Raw genomic sequence first — 24,220 nt, forward strand, 5'->3', positions numbered from 1 at the left:
CCTTCAATTTCTGCCGTCATTGTGGCGTCAGATAAAAGCTGATCCAGGATGTCCTACGAGGCGCTAACATGGCGAAAAAATCTCCTTCTACTGAAACCTTCGCACTCCGCCCTTTCACTCCCTACGTGGAGAAAAAAGGCGAAGAGTATATGAATGACAATCAGAAGGTTCACTTTAGACAATTGCTTTTGAACTGGCGTTCGGAGCTGATGGAGGAAGTGGATCGCACTGTGACCCACATGAAAGATGAAGCTGCTAACTTCCCCGACCCGGCCGACCGCGCCAGTCAGGAAGAAGAGTTTAGTCTCGAACTGCGCACCCGCGACCGCGAGCGCAAGCTCATCAAAAAAATCGACTCTACCCTTGAGCTGATCGAAAATGACGATTACGGTTACTGCGATGCCTGCGGTGTTGAGATTGGTATACGTCGTTTAGAAGCGCGCCCTACCGCAACACTCTGCGTGGATTGCAAAACCCTCGCTGAAATCAAAGAGAAGCAAATCGGCGGCTAAGCCGATAGGCGGCGAGCAGTGCTCGCCGCCTCGCTCAGCGTTTCATGCCTAACACACCGACTACCTCCGCAAGCACCACCTTCACGCCACCCACTCAGGGATACTCCACCTATACTGGCCGCTTCGCCCCATCACCCACCGGCCCCTTACATTTTGGTTCGCTTATCAGCGCCCTCGCCAGTTTTCTCGATGCCAAGGCTCACCAAGGCCAATGGCTAGTGCGTATCGAAGACCTTGATCCACCGCGCGAACAACTCGGCGCTACGGAACTTATTCTACGCAGCCTAGACGCACACCATTTGCATTGGGATGGCGCGGTAACCTACCAAAGCCAGCGTCATGCAGCCTACGAAGATTGCCTCAATTCCCTACAGCAGCAGCAATTGGCCTATGCCTGCAGCTGCAGCCGTCAAGAATTAAATACCATGGGCGGCATCTATGATGGCCGCTGCCGCAACGGGCCGCTCAAGCCTGATCAAGCCTGCGCCCTGCGCCTTAAGCTGTACGATCTACCCCGAGCGACAAGCCCCGACATCTGGCACTTTAAGGATATCTTTCAAGGCGAGCAGCAGCAAAACCTGCGCACTCACGCCGGCGACCAAATTTTAAAACGGCGCGACGGCTTTTACGCTTACCAATTAGCCGTGGTGGTCGATGACATAACCCAAGGCATCACTCATATTATTCGCGGCAGCGATTTGCTCGAGGTCAGCGCACGCCAACTTTTTCTGTTTAAACTGCTCGCAGCGCCACTGCCGATCTTTGGCCATGTACCCCTCGCCCTGCAGGAAAATGGGCAGAAACTCAGCAAGCAAAATCAAGCGGCGCCACTGGATAACCAGCGCGCGGGAATTAATCTCTGGCACGCTCTAGCCTTTTTAGGGCAGAATCCCCCTCAGGATATTTGGGGCGCCGCGCCAGCGACTATACTCAGCTGGGCACAGGCGCATTGGTGTCGCGCACGAGTGAAAGGTTTAGGGCACCTGTATACCCCTGAAACGTCGCACCTAGCCTAAGCCTAGATGTCACTTACAAATCTCAAAAGAGCAACACTAAAAAGAATAACAACACAGCTGCACAACCCAAACTTTCACCAGAACTGAATTATCGCCAAACTCGCTTTCGCTTTATAGGAATGACCTGACTATGAACAACCAACGCTTGGTAATCTTATTGCTCGTCGTTGCCTATATTTTTTCACCGACCCTGTTTAATTGGATCATCAATCCAGAGGGGGCTTGGTATAGGCCATTTATTGTGTGGATAGCGGTAATCATCGTTGCTTTTGTGATGCAGATACGCCGCAAAAATTATCACGAATTTGATTAGCTCATCGCTAGCACGACAAAAACGGCCGCCGCACACTTACACCCATAATTATTAGAACTACGCCATGACCTTTGATTTAAGCCAAGTTGCTCTTATCGGCATTTGTTATCTACTGCTCCTCTTCGGCATCGCCTATATCACCGAGCGGGGCTGGATTCCCGATGCCATTACCGCCCACCCCATTACCTATATTTTGTCGCTGGGTATTTTTGCCAGCGCCTGGGCATTTTATGGTGTGGTCGATTTAGCCTTTCAATACGGCTATGGCGCGCTCGCTTATTACCTAGGCACAGGCGCACTCTTTCTGTTTGCACCTATTGCCCTCGCGCCCTTGGCAGAGCTGGCGCGCCGCCATCAAGTGCACTCACTCGCTGACCTATTGGTGTTCCGCTACCACAGTCACAGCGTGGGCGCGCTAACCACTCTGTGTATGCTTTGCGGGATACTGCCGCTCATGGCCCTACAGATTCAGGCCATTGCCGACACCATGCACATTCTCACCGTGAGCAAAAATCCATCGCTACCATTGGCAGGCACCGGTCTCTCCTTTAAAGATGTGATGGCACTTTGCTACTGCGTTATCTTGGCACTCTTTACCATTTCCTTCGGTGCCAACCGCGAACAGCATCGCGGCTTAATTACCGCCATGGCATTTGAATCGCTGCTCAAGGTATGCGCACTCTGCGCTATAGGTTTGGTATCGGTATTTGGCGTGTTTGATGGCTTAGATGGCCTCGATCAATGGCTGCTGGATCACCCCGAAAACCTGTCGCTATTGCACACCCCCATTCACACCGATTCTGCGCACACCCTGCTGTTGGTCTTTGTCGCCACCGCTGTGACCATGCCGCATATTTTCCATTTGGGCTTGGCCGAAAACCCACTGATGCGCAACTCCCATACTGTGACCTGGGCGTTTCCACTGTTTTTATTGCTGCTGGCGCTCCCTATCTTCCCGATTCTGTGGGCTGGCTCTGAATTGGCCGTGCCGCTACCCCCCCAGTACTACACCCTCGGGGTGCCGATTTTATTTGGCTCGCCCGGTTTAACCTTATTGGCGTTTATTGGTGGGTTATCCGCGGCTACGGGAGCGATGGTGGTTATTTCTCTCGCACTCTCGACCATGGTGATGAACCACTGGCTTCTACCTAGCCTTAAATTGCGCACCCGCTCCAACCTTTACAGCCAATTGATTTGGCTGCGCCGCATACTTATCGGCGCCATTTTTTGCGGCGGCTACCTGTTCTACTGGCTACTCGACAACCGCTACAGCCTGACCCATCTGGCGATGACCGCCTTTATCGCCACCCTACAATTCCTACCCAGCACCTTTGCCATTGTATTTTGGGGCAGAGGCAACCGCCGTGGCCTACTCGCAGGCTTAAGCCTAGGTATGAGTGTTTGGGGCATAGGGCTATTGCTGCCGGTATTTACTGGTCTTCAATATATCGCCGTTCCACTGCTCAACATCAACATTCCCGTGGGTATTGAATACTGGAGTGAAGTGACCCTGATCTCCCTCGGCATCAACACCTTTTGCTTTGTGGTCATTTCGCTCTTTACCGAACAGACCGAAGATGAACAGTACAGCGCCGATGTCTGTGCCGCCGATCAGCTCAGTCACCCCGTGCGCCAGGCGCTCGACGTGCATTCAGCCGCTGAATTTAAAACGCGTCTATCTAAACCCCTAGGCAAGGTTACCGCCAGCCGCGAAGTCGACATAGCACTGCACGAGCTCAACCTTACCATTAACGAGCGTCGTCCCTATGCGCTGCGCCGTTTACGCGACCAAATTGAAGGCAACCTCTCCAGCCTGATGGGGATTCACGTCGCCAGCGAAATTATGGACAAGCATATCCCCCATCAGGCTGCCGAGACACAGAACACCGTGGACATCAACCTGATTGAAAACCGCCTTACCGAGTATCGCGACCACCTCACTGGTATGGCGGCCGAGCTGAACAATCTGCGCCTTTATCATCGTAAAACGCTAGAAGAACTGCCCATGGCCGTCTGCTCCCTCGGGCGCGACATGGAGATTCTGATGTGGAACCGCGCCATGGCGGAACTCACTCAAACGCCCAGCGAAACAGTAACCGGCTCCTATTTGGAAGACATTCCCGAACCTTGGTGCAGCCTGCTAATAGACTTCAGCAGCAGCAATGAGCCCCACTTCTATCGCCGCGAAATACAACTGAATAACCGCCCCCATTGGATTAGCCTGCACAAAGCCAATATCGAAGGCACCATCACAGCTGGCGTCTTCGATCAGGTCATGCTGCTTGAAGATGTGACCGAAACCCAGCTGCTGGAGCAGGAATTAGTTCACTCAGAACGCCTAGCTTCTGTCGGCCGTCTGGCAGCCGGTGTCGCGCATGAAATTGGCAACCCTATTACGGGCATAGCCTGCCTCGCGCAAAACTTGCGCTACGAGTCCGACAATCCCGAAGAAATTCTCGAAACAGCCACTCAAATTCTCAGCCAAACAGACCGCGTCAGCCGCATAGTGCAATCCCTCGTAGGCTTTGCGCACACGGGCCACGCTGCCAGTAAAGGGGAGTTTGAAGCCGTGTCTTTGCGGGTATGCGCCGAGGAGGCCATCCAGCTGCTGTCCCTGCAAAAAGAAAAAAATCAGGTCAACTTTATTAACGACATACCCAAAACCGCCATAGTCGCTGGCGATGTTCAACGGATGATTCAAGTTTTTATAAATCTTTTATCTAACGCGCGGGATGCCAGCCCAGAGCAAGGGCGTGTTATGCTAGAAAGTAACGAAGATGAGAATTCGGTAACAGTCTCTGTTACCGATGAGGGTCACGGTATCCCTGCCGAGATCATTGAACGTATTTTGGAACCCTTCTTCACCACCAAGGATACGGGCGAGGGCACAGGCTTAGGCCTGGCCATGGTCTACAGCATTATCGAAGACCACAGCGGGCACTTGGACATTATCAGCCCGGCAGACAAGGTGCATAACCGCGGCGCGCAGTTTATCTTTACGCTCCCGCGCCACCTAGATTCCTTTATGGATATATAAGTCAACACCTGAACCCTGGGGGGTAGCAGCGCGAGTTGCCACCCATCGCCATTAGCAATAGCTTAATCGCTTAACCGCAAGATGAAATATCGCTATGAGTAAGATTCTGATAGTTGAAGACGAAACCATTATTCGCAACGCCCTGCGCAAGCTTTTAGAGCGCAACCAATACGACGTTAGCGAAGCCCCCTCCGTCAAAGAGGCCACCTCTAAATTTCAATTAAAAGACTTTGATCTGATTATCAGTGACTTGCGCTTACCCGGCGCACCCGGAACCGATCTGATCAAACTCGCGGGCGAAACGCCTGTACTGATTATGACCAGCTACGCCAGCCTGCGCTCAGCGGTAGACTCTATGCGTATGGGTGCGGTGGACTATATCGCTAAACCCTTTGACCACGATGAGATGGTTACCGCCGTTAAGCGAGTCATAGGCAAAGCCAAAGCGGCCGCCAGCAAAGTAGCCGCCGCCAGCCTCACCGCGAGCAACACTATCGCCGGCATGATTGGCAGCAGCGACGTCATGAAAGAGCTTTATAACCGTATTCACAAAGTCGCCCCTACCGCGGCAACCGTGTTAATTCATGGTGAAACCGGTACCGGCAAAGAACTTGTTGCGCGCGCCCTCCACGAGGAAAGCTCGCGCAACAATCACTTGATGATCTCCGTAAACTGCGCCGCTATTCCTGAGACTCTTATAGAATCAGAGCTTTTTGGCTACGAAAAAGGTGCCTTTACGGGCGCCTCCACCAATCGCGAAGGTCTAGTTGCCGCAGCCGATGGCGGCACCCTGTTCCTCGACGAAATCGGCGAACTGCCACTGGAAGCGCAAGCGCGCCTTTTGCGCGTTCTGCAAGAAGGCGAAGTTCGCCCACTAGGCGCGGTAGAATCGCGCAAAGTAAATGTACGCCTTGTTGCTGCAACGCACCGCGATTTACGCAAACTCGCCAAAGAGGGCAAGTTCCGCGAAGATCTCTATTTCCGGATCAATGTGGTTCAGCTTGAGTTGCCACCGCTACGCGAACGCGGACGCGACATCATCAACATCGCCGAAGCGCTACTGCAACGCTACTGCACACAATTTGGCAAACCTCTACTCAAACTGTCGTCAGCAGCGATGGACAGCGTCATGAGCTACAACTGGCCCGGTAATGTACGCGAGTTGGAAAATGCTATGCAGCGCGCCGTCATTCTGTGTGAAGACAGCAACGAAATTGGCGGCCACCTCCTCTCAATAGATTTAGATCATGAAGATCTCGATGACGACACCGGTAGCTCCGTATTAGAACCCCAGCGTCTTGCAGGGCGAAGTAACGGCCAAAGTCGCAGCCACGAGCAGGATGACCTCTCCCTTGAGGACTACTTCCAGCGCTTTGTGCTGGAACACCAAGACAGCATGAGCGAAACCGAGCTAGCCCGTAAACTTGGCGTCAGCAGAAAATGTCTGTGGGAGCGCCGTCAGCGCCTTGGCATACCTCGCTCCAAAGCGACAGCGGCAGCATCAACCGCCAAATAGCACATCAACCGCTCAAGCAAAAACAAAACCCCCAAGCCCTGTACGGACTTGGGGGTTTTTCGTTTTGGTGACATTTGTTCCCGCTCTTTGTTCATTTTTGCGACTATCGGCGCCAGGCTGTTACCCCGAAACACGAGAGTGTTACCGGGCTAAAACTGTTACCCGAAACAGTTTTAGTAACAACTCCAAGCGGAATATGTAACTGTTCGACATAACGAAAAGGAATAAGGAAGCGACAAAAAACATTAAGCCATTGAAAAATAAGGAATTTTAAAAAGTGGCACAAGACCTGCTCTATTAGCGCCATAACAACAACAAACAATAAGAATTAAATAACAAACTCTAATAACAACAACAAATAATAAGAAACGAAATGAACTTAAAAATAACAACAATAGATAATAAGAACTAACTGCACATAATAAGAACAATAGACAATAAGAAAGAGAAACTAATAATAAGAACAATAAACAATAAGAAGAGAAAATTATAATAATAACGAAGATTGACCACGCTAGAAGATAAGAGCAATAAGAGACTAAAATAAAGCGGAAATACCGACTAGGCACAGGATGGGATGCACGAAGGTTTGGAAGTTCAGCCATGGAGGCGACCCACAAAATGCCGTTTGCAGCACCTAGGTGCTCCCCTCCAACGGGAAAGTGAAAGCTTTCCCGTTTTGCTTTTCTGGCGTACTCATTTAGCGAAGAGATCCCAGCACCTTAGCTAAGCGCACCTAGCCGTGACACTTTCTAAGGCGCTTATCTCAACCATCTCAATAAAAAAAGCCAACAAAACCATAAGCTGTGCAATTATGAGCCGCCAAATGTCTAGCTTGGCATCATGGGCAGTCGTACAAAGCATCCTTCATCTGCTAAACTCGCCCGAATACGCCCTTAACAGCAATCCATCATCTGCGAAAACCTCATGCTTAAACGCTTGTTAAATCTTATCTCGCCGCGCACCAAGGATTCAAACTCTGCTCCGCGGCCAACATCGGGCAGCCATAGCCCCGTCATTATTCCGCGCGATCTGCACAATATTTCGCGCAAAAATATCAGCTCTGCGGCCATCAAAATCATCAAACAGCTTAACGACGCTGGCTATGCCGCTTATTTGGTTGGCGGTGGCGTGCGCGACTTGCTACTCAATAGCAACCCCAAAGACTTCGACGTAGCCACCGATGCCACCCCAGAGCAAGTAAAACATCTCTTCCGCGGTGCGCGCATCATAGGGCGCCGCTTCCAGATTGTGCATGTGCGCATGGGCCGCGAAATGATCGAGGTCACGACCTTTCGTGGCCATCACGATGAAGCCCGTTCCGATGAAGGCATGCTGCTGCGCGATAACGTCTATGGCACGCTCGAAACCGATGCTATGCGCCGCGACTTCACCGTCAATGCGCTTTACTACACCCTGAAAGATTTTTCGGTAATTGATCACTGCAACGGTATGGCCGATCTTAAAGCGCGCACCCTGCGTATGATCGGCGACCCAGCAACACGCTACAAAGAAGACCCAGTGCGCATACTGCGCGCACTGCGTTTCGCCGCCAAACTCGGCTTTGAAATAGCACCCGCCACGGCCAAACCCATTCCTGAACTCAGCAGTCTGCTGAATAACGTATCTGAAGCGCGTTTATTTGAAGAAGTGCTTAAACTGTTTTTGGCGGGTTCGGCTACCGCAACCTTTCAGCTGATGCGCGACTATGATGTACTGCCACACCTATTCCCTGGCACCGACGCAGCCTTCAAACGCGGCGACGAAATAAGCGCAGCCCTAATCGAACAATGCATGCTGAGTACCGACAAGCGCATTCGCTCAGACAAAACCGTCACCCCAGCATTCATTTACGCGGCGCTACTCTGGCCTGCAATGCAACAACAATTTAAAGAGCTGAGCGAGCACATGCCACCTGCGGCGGCTTGGGCACAAGCAGGCTCAAATGCTATCAGCCAACAACTAACACGCACATCTATCCCCAAGCGCTTTTTAATTCCTATGCGCGAAATCTGGGATCTACAGCAGCGCCTACCCAGCCGTTTGGGCATGCGTGCCTTGCGCACCCTAGATCACCCTCGCTTTCGCGCCGCCTATGACTTTTTGTTAATGCGCGAAGCAGCAGGCGAGCAGCTCGATGGTCTCGGCAGCTGGTGGACACACTATCAAACCGCCGATGATGAGATGCGCGAGAAGATGGTAAAAGATCTGGGTCGCCCTGCAAGTGGGGGCGCTAAACCGCGCCGTCGTCGCGGCCCGCGCAAACCTAAAAGCGATCAACCAACGGGCGGAAACCAGTAGCGTAATGGCGCAGGTTTATATAGGGCTCGGCAGCAATCTGGCGCAGCCGCTGGTGCAAATTACGCAGGCGCTGCAAGAATTAGCACAGCTGCCTGGGACGCAATTACTAGCCCAATCGCCGCTCTACAGCAGCCGCGCTGTTGGCCCCGGCGAGCAACCCGATTATGTGAACGCTGTAGCGCTACTTGATACCCAGCTGGAACCGCTGGCACTACTCGATGAATTACAAGCACTGGAACAAGCGCACAGACGCGTTCGCCTGGAGCGTTGGGGCCCGCGCACCTTAGATTTGGATATATTGCTGATCGACCAAACTTACATAGACTCAGCGCGACTCAAGGTGCCGCACCCATACTTAAAAGCGCGTAACTTTGTACTCTATCCACTCGCCGCTATTAATCCGCACCTCATTCTCCCCTGCGGCACCTCAGTGGCCGAACTCGTTGCCCAGTGCCCTGCCGATGGCCTGACACCGCTCGCCGCAACCTAGCCTGCCGCCGCCAGCATGACACCTACACACACTCACTAAGGAGTTGACCGTGAACCCCGTTTTTGAAGAACTTGGTTTGGATTTAAGCAATATCCAGCTACCCCGCTATATCGCGGTCGAAGGCTGTATCGGCGTGGGCAAAACGACCCTAGCGCGCAATATTGCCAGCCTATTCAACTACGATATGCTGCTTGAGCAGCCCGAAGAAAACCCTTTTCTAGAGCGTTTTTATCGCGACCCTAAATCCACCGCACTGCCGACCCAGCTATTCTTTTTATTCCAGCGCGCCAACCAACTGCAGAATATTCGCCAAGACGATATATTTGAGCCGGTGCGCGTCGCCGATTTTCTTATTGAAAAAGACCAGCTCTTTGCCAAGGTAACCCTCGATGACGATGAGCTGAATATCTATCGCCAAGTTTACGATCGACTGGTGATTAATTCGCCGCGCCCAGATTTAGTGATTTATTTGCAGGCGCCGCTCGATGTCTTAAGCGAGCGAATTCGCCAGCGCGGCAACAATGCTGAACAGCACATCAGCACTGAATATCTCTCCGTCTTAAATGATGCCTATACTGAGTTTTTCCATTTTTATGATGGCGCTCCGCTGCTTATTGTTAACGCCAAAGATCTAAACTTGGCCAGCAATCGCGATCACTTTAAACAATTGGTGGAATATATTCTCACCATCAAAAGTGGCCGTCATTATTACAACCCCACGCCAGCGCTCTAATTAGCCGCGAGAATCACCATGCCCTATGCAACCCTTGATAGCACCTCCACCGCCACCACCGCACTCACCAAAGCGGTAACCATCAATACCCTGCACAAGCTAAAAACCGCGCAGGAAAAGTTTGTGGTCATCGCCCTTTACGATGCACACATGGCCGCTATGGCCCAGCGCTGCGGCGTAGAAGTAGTATTAGTGGGTGACTCCCTCGGCATGACAGTATTAGGTTACGACAGCACCATTCCCGTCACCATGGAACAAATGATTTATCACGTAGAGGCGGTAGCGCGCGGCAATAAAAAATCGCTCATTATCGGCGACCTGCCCTTTATGACCTACACCACACCGGAACAGGCCATGCGCAATTGCACCCGCATCATGCAAGCGGGGGCGCAGATGGTAAAACTCGAAGGCGGCGCCTGGCTCGCTGACACTGTACGCATGCTTGCCGAGCGCGGTGTACCCGTATGCGCACACCTCGGTTTAACACCGCAGTCTGTCAACAAATTTGGCGGTTTTAGAGTACAAGGGCGAGATCGAGAGAGCGCCGACAAAATATTGGCTGATGCCAAACTGCTCGCTGAAGCGGGCGCGGACTTATTAGTATTAGAATGTGTACCTGCCGAATTGGGCGCGCGTATTACGCGCGAGATAAGTATACCGACTGTAGGCATTGGCGCTGGGCGCGATACCGATGCGCAAGTATTAGTGATAAACGATATTTTAGGCTTAACAGAGCAGCCGCCTAAATTCTCTAAAAACTTCTTACTCGAAACCAAAGATATTCCCGGCGCTATGCAAAAATATGTAGCAGATGTAAAAACCGGCCAATTTCCCGGCGACGACAATATTTTTAACTAAGTTCCCCAACGCAAATTGCAGGCATAAAAAAACCGGTACCAAAGGTACCGGCCAAGACCATACTAGATTACAAATAAAGGGGAGATCCATACTGGCATAAAACTTACACCGTTAACGCCACACAAATTCCTACATCGATAAGAAGACTTAAAACGTCTAACTGAACACTACAGAGCGAAACGCTTAAACAGAAAAACTAAACCTAAGACACTTAACTAAAAACACTTAGTTTTCATTCTTCTTACAGGAAGCAGCAGCTACCGGTAACTTCAGTATTGCTCAATATTCACACAGCGCCAGTTTTTTTATGTCCCAAGTTAAATTGATTAGCGATAATAAAGTCCAGCTGAGCAGAAATAGTTATATAGACTATTTCTAGATCGCCCAACCTAGAACGTCATCAGCCCCTTAACATCATTAATTAAAGCGTCAAGACGCTTAGTGGTAGTTGCGCGCAATAAAAACTCAGCAGAGAGAGACTGCAATCGCGCTAACTTTGCACCAATCAGCTGAATTTCCTCACTTATGGGTTCGTACTGTAAATCATGATCTTGCACACTCAACTTATTCAGCTCAGATAACTCACCGTGTACTGCACCGATGAGGTCATAAATAAAATCTTTGCGGTCAACGCTGTTGGCCTCCCAAAAAGCCTGATCTAAGCCTTTCAATAGGCCTTCCAATACTTGAATTGCATGGGCGATAGTCTTGCTGCTCATAAATAACCTACTCAACATTAAAGGTAAAAAAAATCGGGCACGCGGCCACAATGACATTGAGTATAGAAGAGATTTTCGCGCCTGCGCTGAACCCCTGCTCACCTTTAGGCTACACTGGCGCGCCCTAGGTTGAGAAATTAGTATCATGCCGCTCGATCAGCTCTTTGTTTTTATAATGCTCACGCTCTTAGTCTCTGCAAGCCCTGGGCCGGTAATGCTAAGCTGCATGGCCGATGCGGGCCGTTTTGGTTTTGCAAAGTCACTTCACTCCATGCTGGGCGCCAGCCTTGGCAATCTATTGCTTATGCTGTTCTCCGCACTGGGACTGGGTTTACTCGTCGAACAATCGCAATGGATTTTTCACGTTATCAAATGGCTCGGTTCGGCCTATCTTATTTATATCGGCATTCAACTTTTTTGCGCACCGGCACAACAACTCGATGCAACTCAGGCACAAGTATCCAGCACACATCTCCTGCGCAAATCTTTTATGGTGGCGCTCACCAACCCCAAAGGATTAATTTATTTCGGAGCACTCTTTCCTCAATTCATTGATACCACGCAACATTTACCACCGCAGTTTGCGCTGCTCAGCGGTATCTTTTTAGTCATGGATTTAATCTGGATGGCGCTCTATGCCCAGGGTGGCAGCATGATCATGCGCTGGCTCGATGCGCCGCAACACCAGCGCTGGTTTAATCGTATATCGGGCGGAGCTTTAGTGCTCGCGGGCGTTGCGCTGTCTTTTAGTCGGCTGTAAAGATCTAATTGCCCAACAACAAATAAGCCCAAGGCAATACTGTCATTGCCTTGGGCTTATTGTGTTCACGCAAAAAATCTATGCAGCCACGCTGCTGCGAATCAAGTGATCAAATGCGCTCAGTGATGCAGTAGAGCCTGCGCCCATAGCGATAATGATTTGCTTGTAGGGCACATTGGTGCAATCCCCCGCGGCAAATACGCCCGGCATGGAAGTCTGGCCGCGACTATCGATTTCAATTTCTCCGCGCGCCGTCAAATCAATGCTGCCTTTGAGCCAATCGGTATTGGGCAACAAACCAATCTGCACGAAGATACCATCCAATTCGAGGCTGTGAATTTCCTCGGTGGTTCTATCTTGGTAGCGCAAGCCCGTCACTTTTTTCCCATCGCCCAACACCTCTGTGGTGAGCGCACGGGTTACCACTTTCACATTGGGCAAGCTCAACAATTTGCGCTGCAAGACCGCATCGGCACGCAACACAGAATCAAATTCAATCAGCGTAACCTCGGCAACTATGCCCGCTAAATCTATCGCCGCTTCCACACCGGAGTTACCGCCGCCAATGACCGCTACGCGCTTGCCTTTAAACAAGGGGCCGTCGCAATGCGGGCAGTAAGCAACTCCCTTACCCTTGTACTCTTGCTCACCGGGCACATTCATTTCACGCCAGCGCGCTCCTGTCGCAATAATGACACTTTTACTTTTCACACTGGCACCGCTGGCGAGTTTAACTTCAACCCAGTCGTCCTGTGCAACAAGCGCTGCAGCGCGCTGCAAATTCATAATATCGACTTCGTAATCTTTGACGTGTTGCTCCAGCGCCATTGCAAGCTTGGGGCCTTCGGTCGCTTTGACGGAAATGAAATTTTCAATTCCTACCGTATCCAATACTTGCCCGCCAAACCGCTCGGCGACGACACCGGTGCGAATACCCTTGCGCGCGGCGTAAATAGCGGCCGCTGCACCGGCAGGGCCACCGCCCACAACCAACACATCAAAGGGCGCTTTTTCATTGAGACTTTGTGCAGCGCGCGCCTCTGCACCTGTATCGATTTTGGCAATAATTTCTTCGAGAGTCATGCGCCCTTGGCCAAAGTGCTCACCATTTAAATAAACGCTGGGCACCGCCATAATTTGACGCGTATCGACTTCCGTTTGAAAGAGCGCGCCATCAATCATAGTGGTTGAAATATTGGGATTAAGTGCCGCCATTAAATTCACGGCCTGAACAACATCTGGGCAGTTGTGGCAAGAGAGCGACACAAAGACTTCAAAATGAAATTCTCCCTCGATCGCTTTAATTTGTTCGAGCGTACTGGGCTCTTGTTTTGGCGGATGATCGCCGCTGTGCAAGAGCGCCAATACCAAGGAGGTAAACTCGTGACCCATTGGAATGCCAGCAAATTCGATGCGCGCGGGCTGATCGTGTTTGCCCACACTGAAAGAAGGCGCGAAGCGCGCATTGCCGTCAGTGCGCAAACTTACCTTGGGCGAAAGGCTGGCGATATCCTCCAACAAACTGGATAGCTCGGCACTTTTGGCGCTGCTATCAAGCGTTGCGATTAATTCAATCGGCGCTTGCAGTTTTTCTAAATAGGCATTGAGTTGGCCTTTAATATTCGCATCTAACATGCTGGATTCCCCAAAAAGTAATAAACAAGTTTTAAATGGCGCGGCGCTTTTTCTGTTATCTGACCCGCTGGCTTTTCGATTCAACTGTGCACATTAAAAAACACGTCAAAAAAACAGCGGGCACGCGAACTGAAACACTATGATTTAAATTTTGCCGACCAAATCCAAAGACGGCGCTAAGGTCGCTTCACCTTCTTTCCATTTAGCTGGGCATACTTCGCCTGGGTGCGCAGCAACGTATTGTGCGGCTTTTACTTTGCGCAGCAATTCAGAGGCATCGCGGCCAATACCGCCAGCATTCACTTCAATGATTTGAATTTTTCCTTCTGGGTCGATCACAAATGTACCGCGATCCGCCAAGCCAGCTTCTTCAATCATTACCCCGAAATTACGGGTGATGGTGCCGGTTGGGTCGCCGATCATGGGGTATTGAATTTTGCCAATGGTTTCAGAGCTGTCGTGCCAGGCTTTGTGCGTAAAGTGGGTGTCGGTGGACACTGAGTAGATCTCAACACCCATGCGTTGGAATTCAGCGTAGTTATCAGCCAAATCGCCCAGTTCAGTGGGACATACAAAAGTAAAGTCGGCGGGGTAGAAAAATACTACCGCCCATTTGCCTTTAAGGTCGGCCTCGCTCACGGCAACAAATTGGCCTTTATGAAAAGCTTGAGCGTTAAAGGGTTTAATCTCGGAATTAATCGTAGCCATGGGTAAAACTCCTAGGATGCTATTGGGTTTCTGGGTTGGTGTTTACAAGGCGCTTGCGATGGCGCAGCAAGCTCAACGAGGGACAGAGTAAGTGACTCACATCGATAGGTATAATTAAGTATCACCATGAAATCGATACCTAAAAACTATAAATACAAACAGCCCAAGGCCAAATAGAGCGATAATTGCTATCGATCGAGGGGCAAACATGCGCAAGGAGATGTGCAATGAAGTGTTAGAAATCACGATTTTTTAACAATCGTCGGGAAATGTAAAAGCAGTTGCGGTGCACATGAGTGCCGCCTAGTCTGTATTATCGGCTTAACTCGGTTAGTGATTTTTCAATAAAAACAATAACCTAGATTCAGCCCAGATCTATTTACCCCAAGCCTATCAACTATGGACTCGCTCATGCCTTCATTACTCTCCAACCTCTCGCGCGGCAAACGCTGGGCCTTAGGCAGCCTCATAGTTCTGGTTTTATTTTTGATATGGTTTTTCGGCCTGCGCAGCACTGAACCCAGCCTGCCGCCGCCACCTAACCCGTGGATGGGCCCAACGCCTGTGCATGTGGTAACAGCCACGAAAGAAGATTTAAAGGTACACATCAAAGCCATTGGCAGCGTGACGCCACTCAATACCGTCACAGTGCGCAGCCAAGTGAATGGTCGCTTACTCAAGTTAAATGTTGCGGAAGGGCAAGAAGTAAAGCAGGGCGACTTGCTCGCCGAAATTGACCCCGCCAGCTACGAGGTGCGCCTCGCGCAAGCGGAAGGCACACTGCAGCAGACCCAAGCACAGCTCAAAAGTGCAGAAGATGATCTCAACCTCTATAAGCGTCTGCTAGTGCAAAAGTCTATCGCCCAGCAACAATACGACAAGCAGGAATCGCTCGTTGCACAATGGCGCGGCACCCTTAAAAGCCAACAAGCGCAGCGCGATGATGCGCGCCTGCAACTTTCTTACACCAAAATTACCGCCCCCATCAGCGGGCGCACCGGCCTGCGCCGCGTGGATGTCGGCAACTTGGTCAGCAGCGGCGACAGCAATGGCTTGATGACAATCACCCAAACGCAGCCCATCGCGGTCATTTTTAGCATTCCTGAGAACCAATTGGTCGCCGTGCGTCGCGCCTACCAAGGTGCCAATACGCCGCTCGCGGTAGAGGCGTGGGACAGCAGCGAACAACAGTTACTTTCCACCGGCCAACTCACCACCCTCGACAACCAAATAGACACCAGCACTGGCAGCCTCAAACTCAAGGCACAGTTCGCCAATAGCAACGACCAACTTTTCCCCAACCAATTCATCAATGCGCGTTTACAGCTGCTCACCTTAAAAGATGCGATCACAGTGCCCGGCGACGCCGTGCAATACGGCGCCAAAGGCACCTATGTGTACATCGTTGAAGAAGGCAAAGCCAAGATGCGCATGCTCGGCCTAGGCGCATTGGAAGGCGATCGCATTGAAGTGAAAACCGGTTTAAGCGGTGGCGAACAGGTGATATTGGAAGGCTTAGATCGCCTCTGGGAAGGCAAAGAGGTCAAGCTTATTGACCCTAATGCTGCGCAAGCAGAGCCAGTGCCTGAACAGCAACCACGCTGGCGCAAACAAGGCCAAAAAGATGATAAGAAGCAAGGGCAAAAAGCGGGCAAACAAGAGCGCAAGTAAACCTATGCCTGCATGAGTGTCGGTAGCCGCGCACCCTCTTCGTGCCCCCACTCGCACCGCATGTATGCAAGCGCTAGCCCAACACGCAAAAGCGCCCGACAACAGGGCCGTGCACCCAGACCGGAATAAGACATGAGTATTTCCCGCCCTTTTATTTTGCGCCCCGTAGCCACTTCGCTGGTGATGTTTGCGCTGCTCCTCGCTGGCCTGCTCGGCTTTCGGCTGCTGCCGGTAGCGGCACTGCCACAGGTTGATTACCCCATTATTCAAGTATTCACCTTTAATCCCGGTGCCAGCCCCGATGTGATGGGCCGCTCCATTACCGCACCGCTGGAGCGCAGCCTAGGGCAGATTCCGGGCATGAAACAAATGTCCTCCACCAGCACCAACGGCGCCTCCATTATCACCCTGCAGTTCTCACTGGAAATTGACCTAGGTGTCGCGGAGCAGGAAGTGCAAGCCGCACTCAACAGCGCCGAAAACTTGCTGCCGTACGATCTACCCACACCGCCGATCTACCGCAAGGTAAACCCCGCCGATGCACCCATAGTCACCCTTGCCATCACCTCTGCCAGCCGCCCGCTGCCCGAGGTATATGACTTGGTCAACACGCGCATGGCACAAAAACTGGCGCAGCTACCCGGCGTCGGCATGGTAACCCTCGCGGGCGGCCAACGGCCCGCTATTCGCATTAAGGTCAACCCGCAAGCGCTGGCCAGCACCCAAATGAACTTGGAACAGCTGCGCAACACCATCACCACCGCCAACACTAATCAGCCCAAGGGCAGTTTCGATGGGGACTACAGATCCACCATGCTCGATGCCAATGACCAGATGCGCTCAGTGCAGGAATATCTGGATCTCATTATCAACTGGCGCAATGGCGCACCCCTGCGCTTAGGCGATATAGCCACCGTGGAAAACGGCGCCGAAGATCGCTTCCTCGCGGCTTGGGCCAACGAACAGCCCGCCGTCCTCGTGAATATTCAGCGCCAGCCCGGCGCTAACGTGATTGAAGTAGCCGATGATATAGCCGCACTCTTACCCAAACTCACCGCCACCCTGCCCGCCGCCGTGGATGTTGCCGTGCTCACCGACCGCACCCACAGTATTCGCGCCTCCATTCGCGATGTGCAAAAAGAGCTGCTGTTTGCGATTGGCTTGGTAGTAGCCGTGACCTTCATTTTTTTGCGCTCTGTACCCGCCACCATTATCCCCAGCCTCGCGGTGCCCCTCTCGCTGCTGGGCACCTTCGCGGCCATGTACTTTTTGGATTTCTCCATCAACAACCTCACCCTCATGGCGCTCACCATCGCCACCGGCTTTGTGGTGGACGATGCCATAGTGATGCTGGAAAACATCGCGCGTCACCGCGAGCAGGGCGAAACCCCGCTCAATGCCGCGCTTAAGGGCGCAGGGGAAATTGGTTTTACCTTGGTATCCCTCACCATTTCACTCATCGCCGTGCTTATTCCACTGTTGTTTATGGGCGATTTAGTCGGTCGTTTATTTCAAGAATTTGCGCTTACGCTGGCGATAGCCATAGGTATATCGCTGCTGGTCTCGCTCACCCTCACCCCCATGATGTGCGCGCGCATGCTCAAAACCGCCCCCCTACACAACCATGACGCCCCAGACTTTTTAGAGCGCATTATCAGCCGCTATGGGCGCGGGTTGGACTGGGTGCTGCAACACCAAACCGCCACTCTCTTGGTGATGGCCGCAACTGTGCTACTCACCGCCGGGCTCTATCTCGCGGTGCCCAAAGGCTTCTTCCCCGTGCAAGACAGCGGTGCGATACAAGCCGTGACCGAGGCGCCGCAGGATATTTCCTTCGCGGCTATGACCAAAAAACAACAAGAGTTAGCGGCAGTCATATTGCAAGACCCAGAGGTAGAGAGTCTTTCCTCCTTTATCGGCGTAGATGGCAGCAATATCACCCTTAATTCAGGTCGATTACAGATAAACCTTAAACCCCATAGCGAGCGCGATGGCCATGCGCTGGAGGTCATAGCGCGCCTACGGCAGGCGATTCAGCCCGTGAGCGGCATCACCGCTTGGTTTCAACCCGTGCAAGAGCTGAGTATTGAGGATCGCGTCAGCCGCACTCAGTACCAATTCAGCCTTACCAGCCCCGAAGCCAGCACCCTCGATACCTTGGTACCCAATTTACTGGAACAATTGCGCCTTTCGCCCGCCCTCGCGGACATTGCCACCGACCTGCAAAGCAATGGCCTGCAGGCCTTTATCGACATAGACCGCGACGCCGCCGCGCGCCTAGGCGTTAAGGTCAGCGATATCGCCGGCGCCCTGCAAACTGCCTATGGCCAGCGCCAAATTGCCACCCTATTCACCCAAGCCAACCAATACCGCGTGGTGTTGGAAGTGGACCCAGATTACGCCCAAGGCATACAGGCACTGGCCAACACCTATGTCGCCAGCAATTCTGGCAAGCCGGTGTTGCTGTCCAATGTGGCGACTATCAGTCAGCGCCCAGCGCCGCTGCTTATCAGCCATCAAAGTCAATTCCCCTCCACCACTATCTCCTTCAACTTGGCCGAAGGTGCATCCTTGGGCGAAGCTATAGACGCGGTGGACTATGCCGCTACGCAAATCCATATGCCGGAAGAAGTGGAGCTGCGCTTTCAGGGCGCCGCCGAAGCCTTTCGCGCCTCGCTCAGCAATACGCTCTGGTTGATGCTGGCGGCAATTGTGACTATGTATATTGTGCTGGGGATTCTCTACGAGAGCTTTATTCACCCCATCACCATTCTCTCCACCCTGCCCTCGGCAACCGTGGGTGCACTGCTCGCACTGTTACTCACGGGGCAACCGCTGGATTTGATCGCGGTTATTGGCATAGTGCTGTTGATTGGCTTGGTGAAAAAGAACGGCATCATGATGGTGGACTTCGCCCTCGACGCTCAGCGCAACCTCGGCCTTAGCCCGCGCGCCGCCATTCACCGCGCAGCGCTTATGCGCTTTCGCCCCATTTTAATGACTACCTTGGCCGCGCTCTTTGGCGCCCTGCCGCTAATGTTTGCCAGCGGCTCCGGCGCAGAGTTGCGCCAACCACTTGGATTAGTGATGGTCGGTGGGCTGCTGGTGAGCCAAGTACTCACCCTCTTCACCACCCCCGTGGTGTATCTGTTTTTTGATCGCTGGGTAAGCAAAGAGCCCAACCCGGAACCAACGCCTAACGAGTTGCAACTGTAGGTTGGCGGTGAGGAACGAACCCCAACACGACCATTTACCGGCATACACCGAAACCCACTTGAGGCTCCTGTTGATTTTTGGTTGGCGCGACAACATGGGCCTGTTGGGGTTCGCAAGATCACCGCCAAGCTACGCCAGATAGACACATATACGCCAGATATACATATAAGAGAAACATATGACATACATGAGCCACGCATGAGACAACCATGAACATTGCCGAACCCTTCATCAAACGCCCCGTCGCCTCCTGCCTATTAGCCGCAGGCATAGTGCTGCTCGGGCTCTTGGCGTGGCGCATGCTGCCGGTGGCTCCCCTACCGCAAATTGACTTTCCCGCTGTGCAAATTTTTGCCCAGCTGCCCGGTGCCAGCCCCGAGAGTATGGCCGCAACTGTGGCCACACCGCTGGAACGCGCCCTCGGCAGCATTCCCGGGGTGACTGCTATCAACTCCAACTCTACCCAAGGCTCTACCTTTATTTGGGTGGAGTTCACCCTCGATCGCGACCTCAACTCCGCCGCACGGGATGTGCAGGCCGCGCTCAACACCGCGCGCGGCCAACTGCCAGCGGGTATGCCCGGCAACCCCAGCTATCGCAAAATTAGCCCGTCACAAGCGCCCATTATGGCGCTCGCACTCAGCTCACCCAACCTCGCCCCCAGCGCACTTTATGACGCGGCCTCCAGTATTCTCGCGCAAAAAATCGCGCAAATTCAGGGCGTTGGCGCCGTGGGTATCGACGGCGCCTCGCTGCCCGCTGTGCGCATTCAACTAAACCCCAATGCACTCGCCAGCTACGGCATAGCCCTCGACGAGGTACGCAATGCTATCTCCAACGCCAACCCCTTACGCCCTCTAGGCATCACGGAGAATGACGACCAGCGCTGGCAGGTGAACACCAGCGAAAACCTGCGCACCGCCAAAGAATACCAACAGCTGGTGATTCGCTATGCCAGTGGAACAGCGGGAGAAAGCCATGGCCTTGTGCGCCTGCAAGATGTGGCGAAGGTGACCGACTCGGTGGAAAACCGCTACACCGATGGTTTTCACAACCAACACTCGGCGGTCACCCTCACCGTTAGCCGCCAGACCGGTGCCAACATTGTTGAAACTATCGACGCCATCAATGCGCAGCTACCCATACTGCGCGCCCTTATGCCCGCCGACACCCAACTCAAAGTGGTGATGGATCGCTCCCCCGGTATTCGCGCCACCCTCTGGGAAGCGCAAATCACCCTCGCCATCTCTGTGCTGCTGGTCGTGGGCGTGGTGTGGATGTTCCTCGGCAGCGCGCGCAGTGCCCTCATTCCCAGCCTTGCAATCCCCGTGGCCATTATTGGCGCCTTTGCGGTGATGTATAGCTATGGCTTTTCGCTCAACAACCTCTCGTTGATGGCGCTTATAGTCGCGACAGGGCTGGTGGTAGACGACGCCATAGTGGTGCTGGAAAACATCAAGCGCCACATAGAGCGCGGCCTAGCCCCGCTCGAAGCAGCGCTGCTGGGCGCCAAAGAAGTGGGCTTTACGCTCTTGGCGATGAACATCACCTTGGTGGTTATCTTTGTCTCGATTCTTATCATGGGCGGCGTGGTCGAAAAACTCTTCCGCGAATTCTCCATCACCCTCGCGGGCGCCATGATTATCTCGCTGCTGGTCTCTCTCAGCCTCACCCCCGCGCTCTGCGGCCAGCTGCTCAAAGCCGAATCCAGCAACGTCAAAAAACCTAGTTTATTTGGGGATATCAAACAGGGCTACGGCATCGCCTTAGACTGGGCGCTGCGCCACAGTCGCATCGTCATGCTGCTGTTAATGGGTACGATTGGCATCAATATCTATCTCTATATCGACATTCCCAAAACCATGTTACCCGACCAAGACACCGGCCAAATGACCGGCTGGGTGCGCGGCGATGACGGCTTCTCCTTCAAACTCATGCAGCCTAAAATTCAACAGTTTCGCGAACTGCTGCTCGCCGACCCCGCCGTAGAAGATGTGTTTGGCGCGAGCGGTGGCGGCAATGGTGTAAGCAATGCGTGGATGCGCATCAGCCTGAAACCACGCGCTGAGCGCGGCGAATCGGTCGATGCCGTAGTCGATCGCCTGCGCCGCAATATGCCCAGTATTCCCGGCGCCATGCTCATGGTCGGCTCCGATCAAGACATTCGCCTCAGCTCGCCCTTTAGTCGCAGCGATCAAGAACTCATGCTGCTCTCCGACAACCTGCCGCTGTTGCACACTTGGGCCGCCAAAATCACTCGCGCCATGCAAACCATGCCCGAACTCACCAGCATCGACGGCGTGCGCGATGAAGGCACGCGCCAAGTGGTACTCAATATCGACCGCACCGCCGCCCAGCGCTTAGGGGTAGACATGGCTACCGTCGCCACCCTGCTCAACAACTCGTTTTCCCAGCGCCAAGTCGCCACCATGTACGACCAAATGAATCAGTATCGCGTGGTCATGGAACTCGCCCCCGGCTACACCGCCAGCCCGCAAGTACTCGACCAAATACAAGTCATCACTCGCAGCGGCGCGCGCGTGCCGCTCTCAACCTTCTCCAGCTTTACCTATGGCCTAGCCGAAGACCGCGTGCGGCGCAGCAACCAATTTGTCTCCGAAAGTATTGGTTATGGCGTCGCCGAAGGCTTCACCGATGAGCAGGCGCGCCTCGCCATAGAAGCCAAAGTCGGCGAGCTATTGGTACCCAAAGAAGTCTATATGGCACCCGCCGGCAGCACTCGCCCCGGCTGGGGGCCAAGCACCCCCGGCATGGCGCAAGACCCAGCCGTACTCATCGCCTGCGTGCTGCTCGCGGTTTATTTAATTTTAGGGATTTTGTATGAGAGCACCATCCACCCGCTCACGATTTTATCCACCCTGCCCTCGGCGGGAATCGGCGCGCTGTTGGCACTGCGCCTAAGCGATACGCCCTTCAGCTTAATCGCCATGCTCGGCTTATTTTTGCTGATCGGCATCGTCATGAAGAATGCGATATTGATGATCGACTTTGCACTCGAACTAGAACGCCGCGAAGGCCTCTCATCGCGCGACTCCATCTACCAAGCCGCACTGCTGCGCCTGCGCCCCATCATGATGACCAACCTCGCTGGGCTACTCGGCGCCGTGCCCCTAATCATGGGCTTTCACGAAGGCTCCGAACTGCGCACCCCACTCGGCATCACCATCATCGGCGGCCTAGCCGTAAGCCAATTTCTTACACTGTTCACAACGCCAGTGGTGTATTTGTATATGGAGAAGGTGAGGAATTGGCGGCACCAATAACGCTAAAAAAAGACAGCTGTAAGAGCCTAGCACCCTTCCAGCCTACGTCGAAAAAACCCCTCAACTATCTTTAGGCATTGCCGCCGCATCCATCCAAAATGCCTCCCACACATGACCATCTAGGTCGGCGAGATTGCGGTTGTACATAAAACCTAAGTCTTGGGGTGGATTGATGTCGGCTATGCCGCCATGTGCAGTTGCTGCTTCATTTATGGCATCCACAGCCTCACGCGAATCAAATGACAAGGCCAGCATAACCTCGCTGGAACCTGTGGGCGGGATGGGGCGACTGGTGAAGGTTCGCCATTTTTCGTGAGTGAGCAACATGACATGTATTGTTTCACTCCACACCATGCAGGCAGCGGTAGCAGCGGTAAATTTTGGCTCGTTGGTAAAACCAAGCGCTTTATAAAAATCCATTGAGGCGGATAGGTTAGTAACTGGCAGATTAATAAAAATCATTTTTGACATGGGCATTTACTCCAAAAAAATAATTAAAGGTAAAGCTCGTATTTCCTAAAATTTTAGGGTTGTAAATGCTGAGCGAGTTCTTACCTAATTACAAAACTTTTTATTGCACATAATCCAAAAGTTAATCTTGGCTCATACAACTTAAGGCATAGCACTGTGTCTCTTACATATTTTTAACGCGTATTATTTCTCGCGTGAAATTATTAAAAAAATCAACTTTCACACTGTGAACAAAGTTATCCCCCTTATAAAACTGACATATTACTTCCGGCCCAGATGTTTGCCCCCACTCAAAACCACCGAAGGAGGTAACAGCCCCACCATCTCGATAGTTTTTGTGGCGCAGCACCAATAGCCCCTCTGTATTAGAGGTATTACCCTCTTCACTTAAGTCTTCAGCCAATGCCTTACTCAAGTACTCTTTTCCACCGGCACTTGAGCAGGAAGCGCGGATATTCTCTACTGGAATGTTTTCTTCCGTTAAAAACTGAAACTCTAGTACAGCCTCTTCCAATATGTAGGAATACTGTGTTGTGCAACTACTTAAGGTAACAGCCAAAAATGCCAACAGTAAGACTAACTTCATGCCTAACTCCTTACGTGCATAGCCGTTATTGTCAGTCGACAGGAATACCATTGCTCGATTCCAAAAAATGCAACGCAAATACACTTTTGTGAAATAAAACAGCTAAATATCGATGAGACTCAACTATACCTGCCCACCGCAATCAGCATTGCCCATTCAAGTCCCGTTCGCGTAACTCTAATTAAGATATTGTTGATTGAAAAACCAGAGCCTTAAAGAGCCGACTCTAACGGTTTTTCTTGAGAGGCGAAAGTAGCTCGAGCTTGGGGCCTAAACCTACAACTCGCCCACATTACCCACTCGGTGCGGCGGCGAACAGACCAACAAGAATCCCCTCGGTAACATATGCCCATTACCGCGTTGCTCACGCCCAGCATGCGGCCCTTCCATTTTT

Annotated in this window: 18 protein-coding genes; 13 read left to right on the forward strand and 5 right to left on the reverse strand. The window is 52.5% G+C overall.

Features of this window, described 5'->3' with window-relative positions:
• Positions 1 to 68 precede the first annotated feature (68 nt).
• The 9 genes from dksA (at position 69) to panB (ending at position 10,776) form a co-directional block, all read left to right on the forward strand.
• A complete protein-coding gene (gene dksA, locus AC0KUT_RS18215; RefSeq protein WP_488831817.1) occupies positions 69 to 512 on the forward strand; it encodes an RNA polymerase-binding protein DksA in 444 nt (147 codons plus the stop codon).
• A gap of 44 nt (positions 513 to 556) precedes the next feature.
• Entirely contained in the window at positions 557 to 1,528 is a 972-nt protein-coding gene (gene gluQRS, locus AC0KUT_RS18220) for a tRNA glutamyl-Q(34) synthetase GluQRS (RefSeq protein WP_488831818.1), read from the forward strand.
• A gap of 130 nt (positions 1,529 to 1,658) precedes the next feature.
• Positions 1,659 to 1,841 carry a hypothetical protein gene (locus AC0KUT_RS18225; protein ID WP_488831819.1) on the forward strand — a complete coding sequence of 61 codons (183 nt, stop codon included), beginning with the start codon at positions 1,659 to 1,661 and terminating at the stop codon, positions 1,839 to 1,841.
• Positions 1,842 to 1,905: 64 nt separating this feature from the next.
• Complete coding sequence (locus tag AC0KUT_RS18230) at positions 1,906 to 4,878, forward strand: ATP-binding protein (RefSeq protein WP_488831820.1); 2,973 nt, start codon at positions 1,906 to 1,908, stop codon at positions 4,876 to 4,878.
• A 94-nt stretch (positions 4,879 to 4,972) separates the two neighbouring features.
• A complete protein-coding gene (locus AC0KUT_RS18235; RefSeq protein WP_488831821.1) occupies positions 4,973 to 6,394 on the forward strand; it encodes a sigma-54-dependent transcriptional regulator in 1,422 nt (473 codons plus the stop codon).
• A 927-nt stretch (positions 6,395 to 7,321) separates the two neighbouring features.
• Positions 7,322 to 8,695, forward strand: a complete 1,374-nt coding sequence (gene pcnB / locus AC0KUT_RS18240; protein WP_488831822.1) for a polynucleotide adenylyltransferase PcnB — start codon at positions 7,322 to 7,324, stop codon at positions 8,693 to 8,695.
• Between the two features lie 4 nt (positions 8,696 to 8,699).
• On the forward strand, positions 8,700 to 9,185 hold the full coding sequence (gene folK / locus AC0KUT_RS18245) for a 2-amino-4-hydroxy-6-hydroxymethyldihydropteridine diphosphokinase (RefSeq protein WP_488831823.1): 486 nt from the start codon (positions 8,700 to 8,702) through the stop codon (positions 9,183 to 9,185).
• Between the two features lie 49 nt (positions 9,186 to 9,234).
• The gene (locus AC0KUT_RS18250) at positions 9,235 to 9,918 is read left to right on the forward strand and encodes a deoxynucleoside kinase (RefSeq protein WP_488831824.1); all 684 of its coding nucleotides are present in this window, start codon (positions 9,235 to 9,237) and stop codon (positions 9,916 to 9,918) included.
• Between the two features lie 18 nt (positions 9,919 to 9,936).
• The gene (panB, locus tag AC0KUT_RS18255) at positions 9,937 to 10,776 is read left to right on the forward strand and encodes a 3-methyl-2-oxobutanoate hydroxymethyltransferase (RefSeq protein ID WP_488831825.1); all 840 of its coding nucleotides are present in this window, start codon (positions 9,937 to 9,939) and stop codon (positions 10,774 to 10,776) included.
• Between the two features lie 389 nt (positions 10,777 to 11,165).
• Here the strand turns inward: panB and AC0KUT_RS18260 are convergent, their stop codons facing one another.
• Positions 11,166 to 11,495, reverse strand: a complete 330-nt coding sequence (locus AC0KUT_RS18260; protein ID WP_488831826.1) for a hypothetical protein — start codon at positions 11,493 to 11,495, stop codon at positions 11,166 to 11,168.
• A 145-nt stretch (positions 11,496 to 11,640) separates the two neighbouring features.
• On the opposite strand from AC0KUT_RS18260, the gene AC0KUT_RS18265 reads away from it, so the two are divergent.
• Entirely contained in the window at positions 11,641 to 12,255 is a 615-nt protein-coding gene (locus tag AC0KUT_RS18265; RefSeq protein ID WP_488831827.1) for a LysE family translocator, read from the forward strand.
• A 78-nt stretch (positions 12,256 to 12,333) separates the two neighbouring features.
• On the opposite strand, the gene ahpF is transcribed toward AC0KUT_RS18265, so the two are convergent.
• Together ahpF and ahpC are read right to left on the reverse strand one after the other, a co-directional pair.
• Positions 12,334 to 13,890, reverse strand: a complete 1,557-nt coding sequence (gene ahpF, locus AC0KUT_RS18270; RefSeq protein WP_488831828.1) for an alkyl hydroperoxide reductase subunit F — start codon at positions 13,888 to 13,890, stop codon at positions 12,334 to 12,336.
• Positions 13,891 to 14,034: 144 nt separating this feature from the next.
• On the reverse strand, positions 14,035 to 14,598 hold the full coding sequence (gene ahpC, locus AC0KUT_RS18275) for an alkyl hydroperoxide reductase subunit C (protein WP_488831829.1): 564 nt from the start codon (positions 14,596 to 14,598) through the stop codon (positions 14,035 to 14,037).
• A gap of 411 nt (positions 14,599 to 15,009) precedes the next feature.
• On the opposite strand from ahpC, the gene AC0KUT_RS18280 reads away from it, so the two are divergent.
• The 3 genes from AC0KUT_RS18280 (at position 15,010) to AC0KUT_RS18290 (ending at position 22,769) form a co-directional block, all read left to right on the forward strand.
• The gene (locus AC0KUT_RS18280) at positions 15,010 to 16,269 is read left to right on the forward strand and encodes an efflux RND transporter periplasmic adaptor subunit (protein ID WP_488831830.1); all 1,260 of its coding nucleotides are present in this window, start codon (positions 15,010 to 15,012) and stop codon (positions 16,267 to 16,269) included.
• 132 nt (positions 16,270 to 16,401) lie between these two features.
• Positions 16,402 to 19,485, forward strand: a complete 3,084-nt coding sequence (locus tag AC0KUT_RS18285) for a multidrug efflux RND transporter permease subunit (protein WP_488831831.1) — start codon at positions 16,402 to 16,404, stop codon at positions 19,483 to 19,485.
• A 209-nt stretch (positions 19,486 to 19,694) separates the two neighbouring features.
• Positions 19,695 to 22,769, forward strand: coding sequence for an efflux RND transporter permease subunit (locus tag AC0KUT_RS18290; RefSeq protein ID WP_488831832.1), 3,075 nt, complete (start codon positions 19,695 to 19,697; stop codon positions 22,767 to 22,769).
• A 60-nt stretch (positions 22,770 to 22,829) separates the two neighbouring features.
• On the opposite strand, the gene AC0KUT_RS18295 is transcribed toward AC0KUT_RS18290, so the two are convergent.
• A complete protein-coding gene (locus AC0KUT_RS18295; RefSeq protein WP_488831833.1) occupies positions 22,830 to 23,240 on the reverse strand; it encodes a VOC family protein in 411 nt (136 codons plus the stop codon).
• Positions 23,241 to 23,403: 163 nt separating this feature from the next.
• Positions 23,404 to 23,826, reverse strand: coding sequence for a hypothetical protein (locus AC0KUT_RS18300; protein ID WP_488831834.1), 423 nt, complete (start codon positions 23,824 to 23,826; stop codon positions 23,404 to 23,406).
• Positions 23,827 to 24,220: the final 394 nt, after the last annotated feature.

This window comes from Cellvibrio sp. 25HG11W-0 (assembly GCF_057815475.1).

Coding starts and splice junctions, on each gene's coding strand:
- dksA (WP_488831817.1), top strand. CDS start 69: ATGGCGAAAAAATCTCCTTCTACTGAAACCTTCGCACTCCGCCCTTTC.
- gluQRS (WP_488831818.1), top strand. CDS start 557: ATGCCTAACACACCGACTACCTCCGCAAGCACCACCTTCACGCCACCC.
- AC0KUT_RS18225 (WP_488831819.1), top strand. CDS start 1,659: ATGAACAACCAACGCTTGGTAATCTTATTGCTCGTCGTTGCCTATATT.
- AC0KUT_RS18230 (WP_488831820.1), top strand. CDS start 1,906: ATGACCTTTGATTTAAGCCAAGTTGCTCTTATCGGCATTTGTTATCTA.
- AC0KUT_RS18235 (WP_488831821.1), top strand. CDS start 4,973: ATGAGTAAGATTCTGATAGTTGAAGACGAAACCATTATTCGCAACGCC.
- pcnB (WP_488831822.1), top strand. CDS start 7,322: ATGCTTAAACGCTTGTTAAATCTTATCTCGCCGCGCACCAAGGATTCA.
- folK (WP_488831823.1), top strand. CDS start 8,700: ATGGCGCAGGTTTATATAGGGCTCGGCAGCAATCTGGCGCAGCCGCTG.
- panB (WP_488831825.1), top strand. CDS start 9,937: ATGCCCTATGCAACCCTTGATAGCACCTCCACCGCCACCACCGCACTC.
- AC0KUT_RS18260 (WP_488831826.1), bottom strand. CDS start 11,495: ATGAGCAGCAAGACTATCGCCCATGCAATTCAAGTATTGGAAGGCCTA.
- AC0KUT_RS18265 (WP_488831827.1), top strand. CDS start 11,641: ATGCCGCTCGATCAGCTCTTTGTTTTTATAATGCTCACGCTCTTAGTC.
- ahpF (WP_488831828.1), bottom strand. CDS start 13,890: ATGTTAGATGCGAATATTAAAGGCCAACTCAATGCCTATTTAGAAAAA.
- ahpC (WP_488831829.1), bottom strand. CDS start 14,598: ATGGCTACGATTAATTCCGAGATTAAACCCTTTAACGCTCAAGCTTTT.
- AC0KUT_RS18280 (WP_488831830.1), top strand. CDS start 15,010: ATGCCTTCATTACTCTCCAACCTCTCGCGCGGCAAACGCTGGGCCTTA.
- AC0KUT_RS18285 (WP_488831831.1), top strand. CDS start 16,402: ATGAGTATTTCCCGCCCTTTTATTTTGCGCCCCGTAGCCACTTCGCTG.
- AC0KUT_RS18290 (WP_488831832.1), top strand. CDS start 19,695: ATGAACATTGCCGAACCCTTCATCAAACGCCCCGTCGCCTCCTGCCTA.
- AC0KUT_RS18295 (WP_488831833.1), bottom strand. CDS start 23,240: ATGTCAAAAATGATTTTTATTAATCTGCCAGTTACTAACCTATCCGCC.
- AC0KUT_RS18300 (WP_488831834.1), bottom strand. CDS start 23,826: ATGAAGTTAGTCTTACTGTTGGCATTTTTGGCTGTTACCTTAAGTAGT.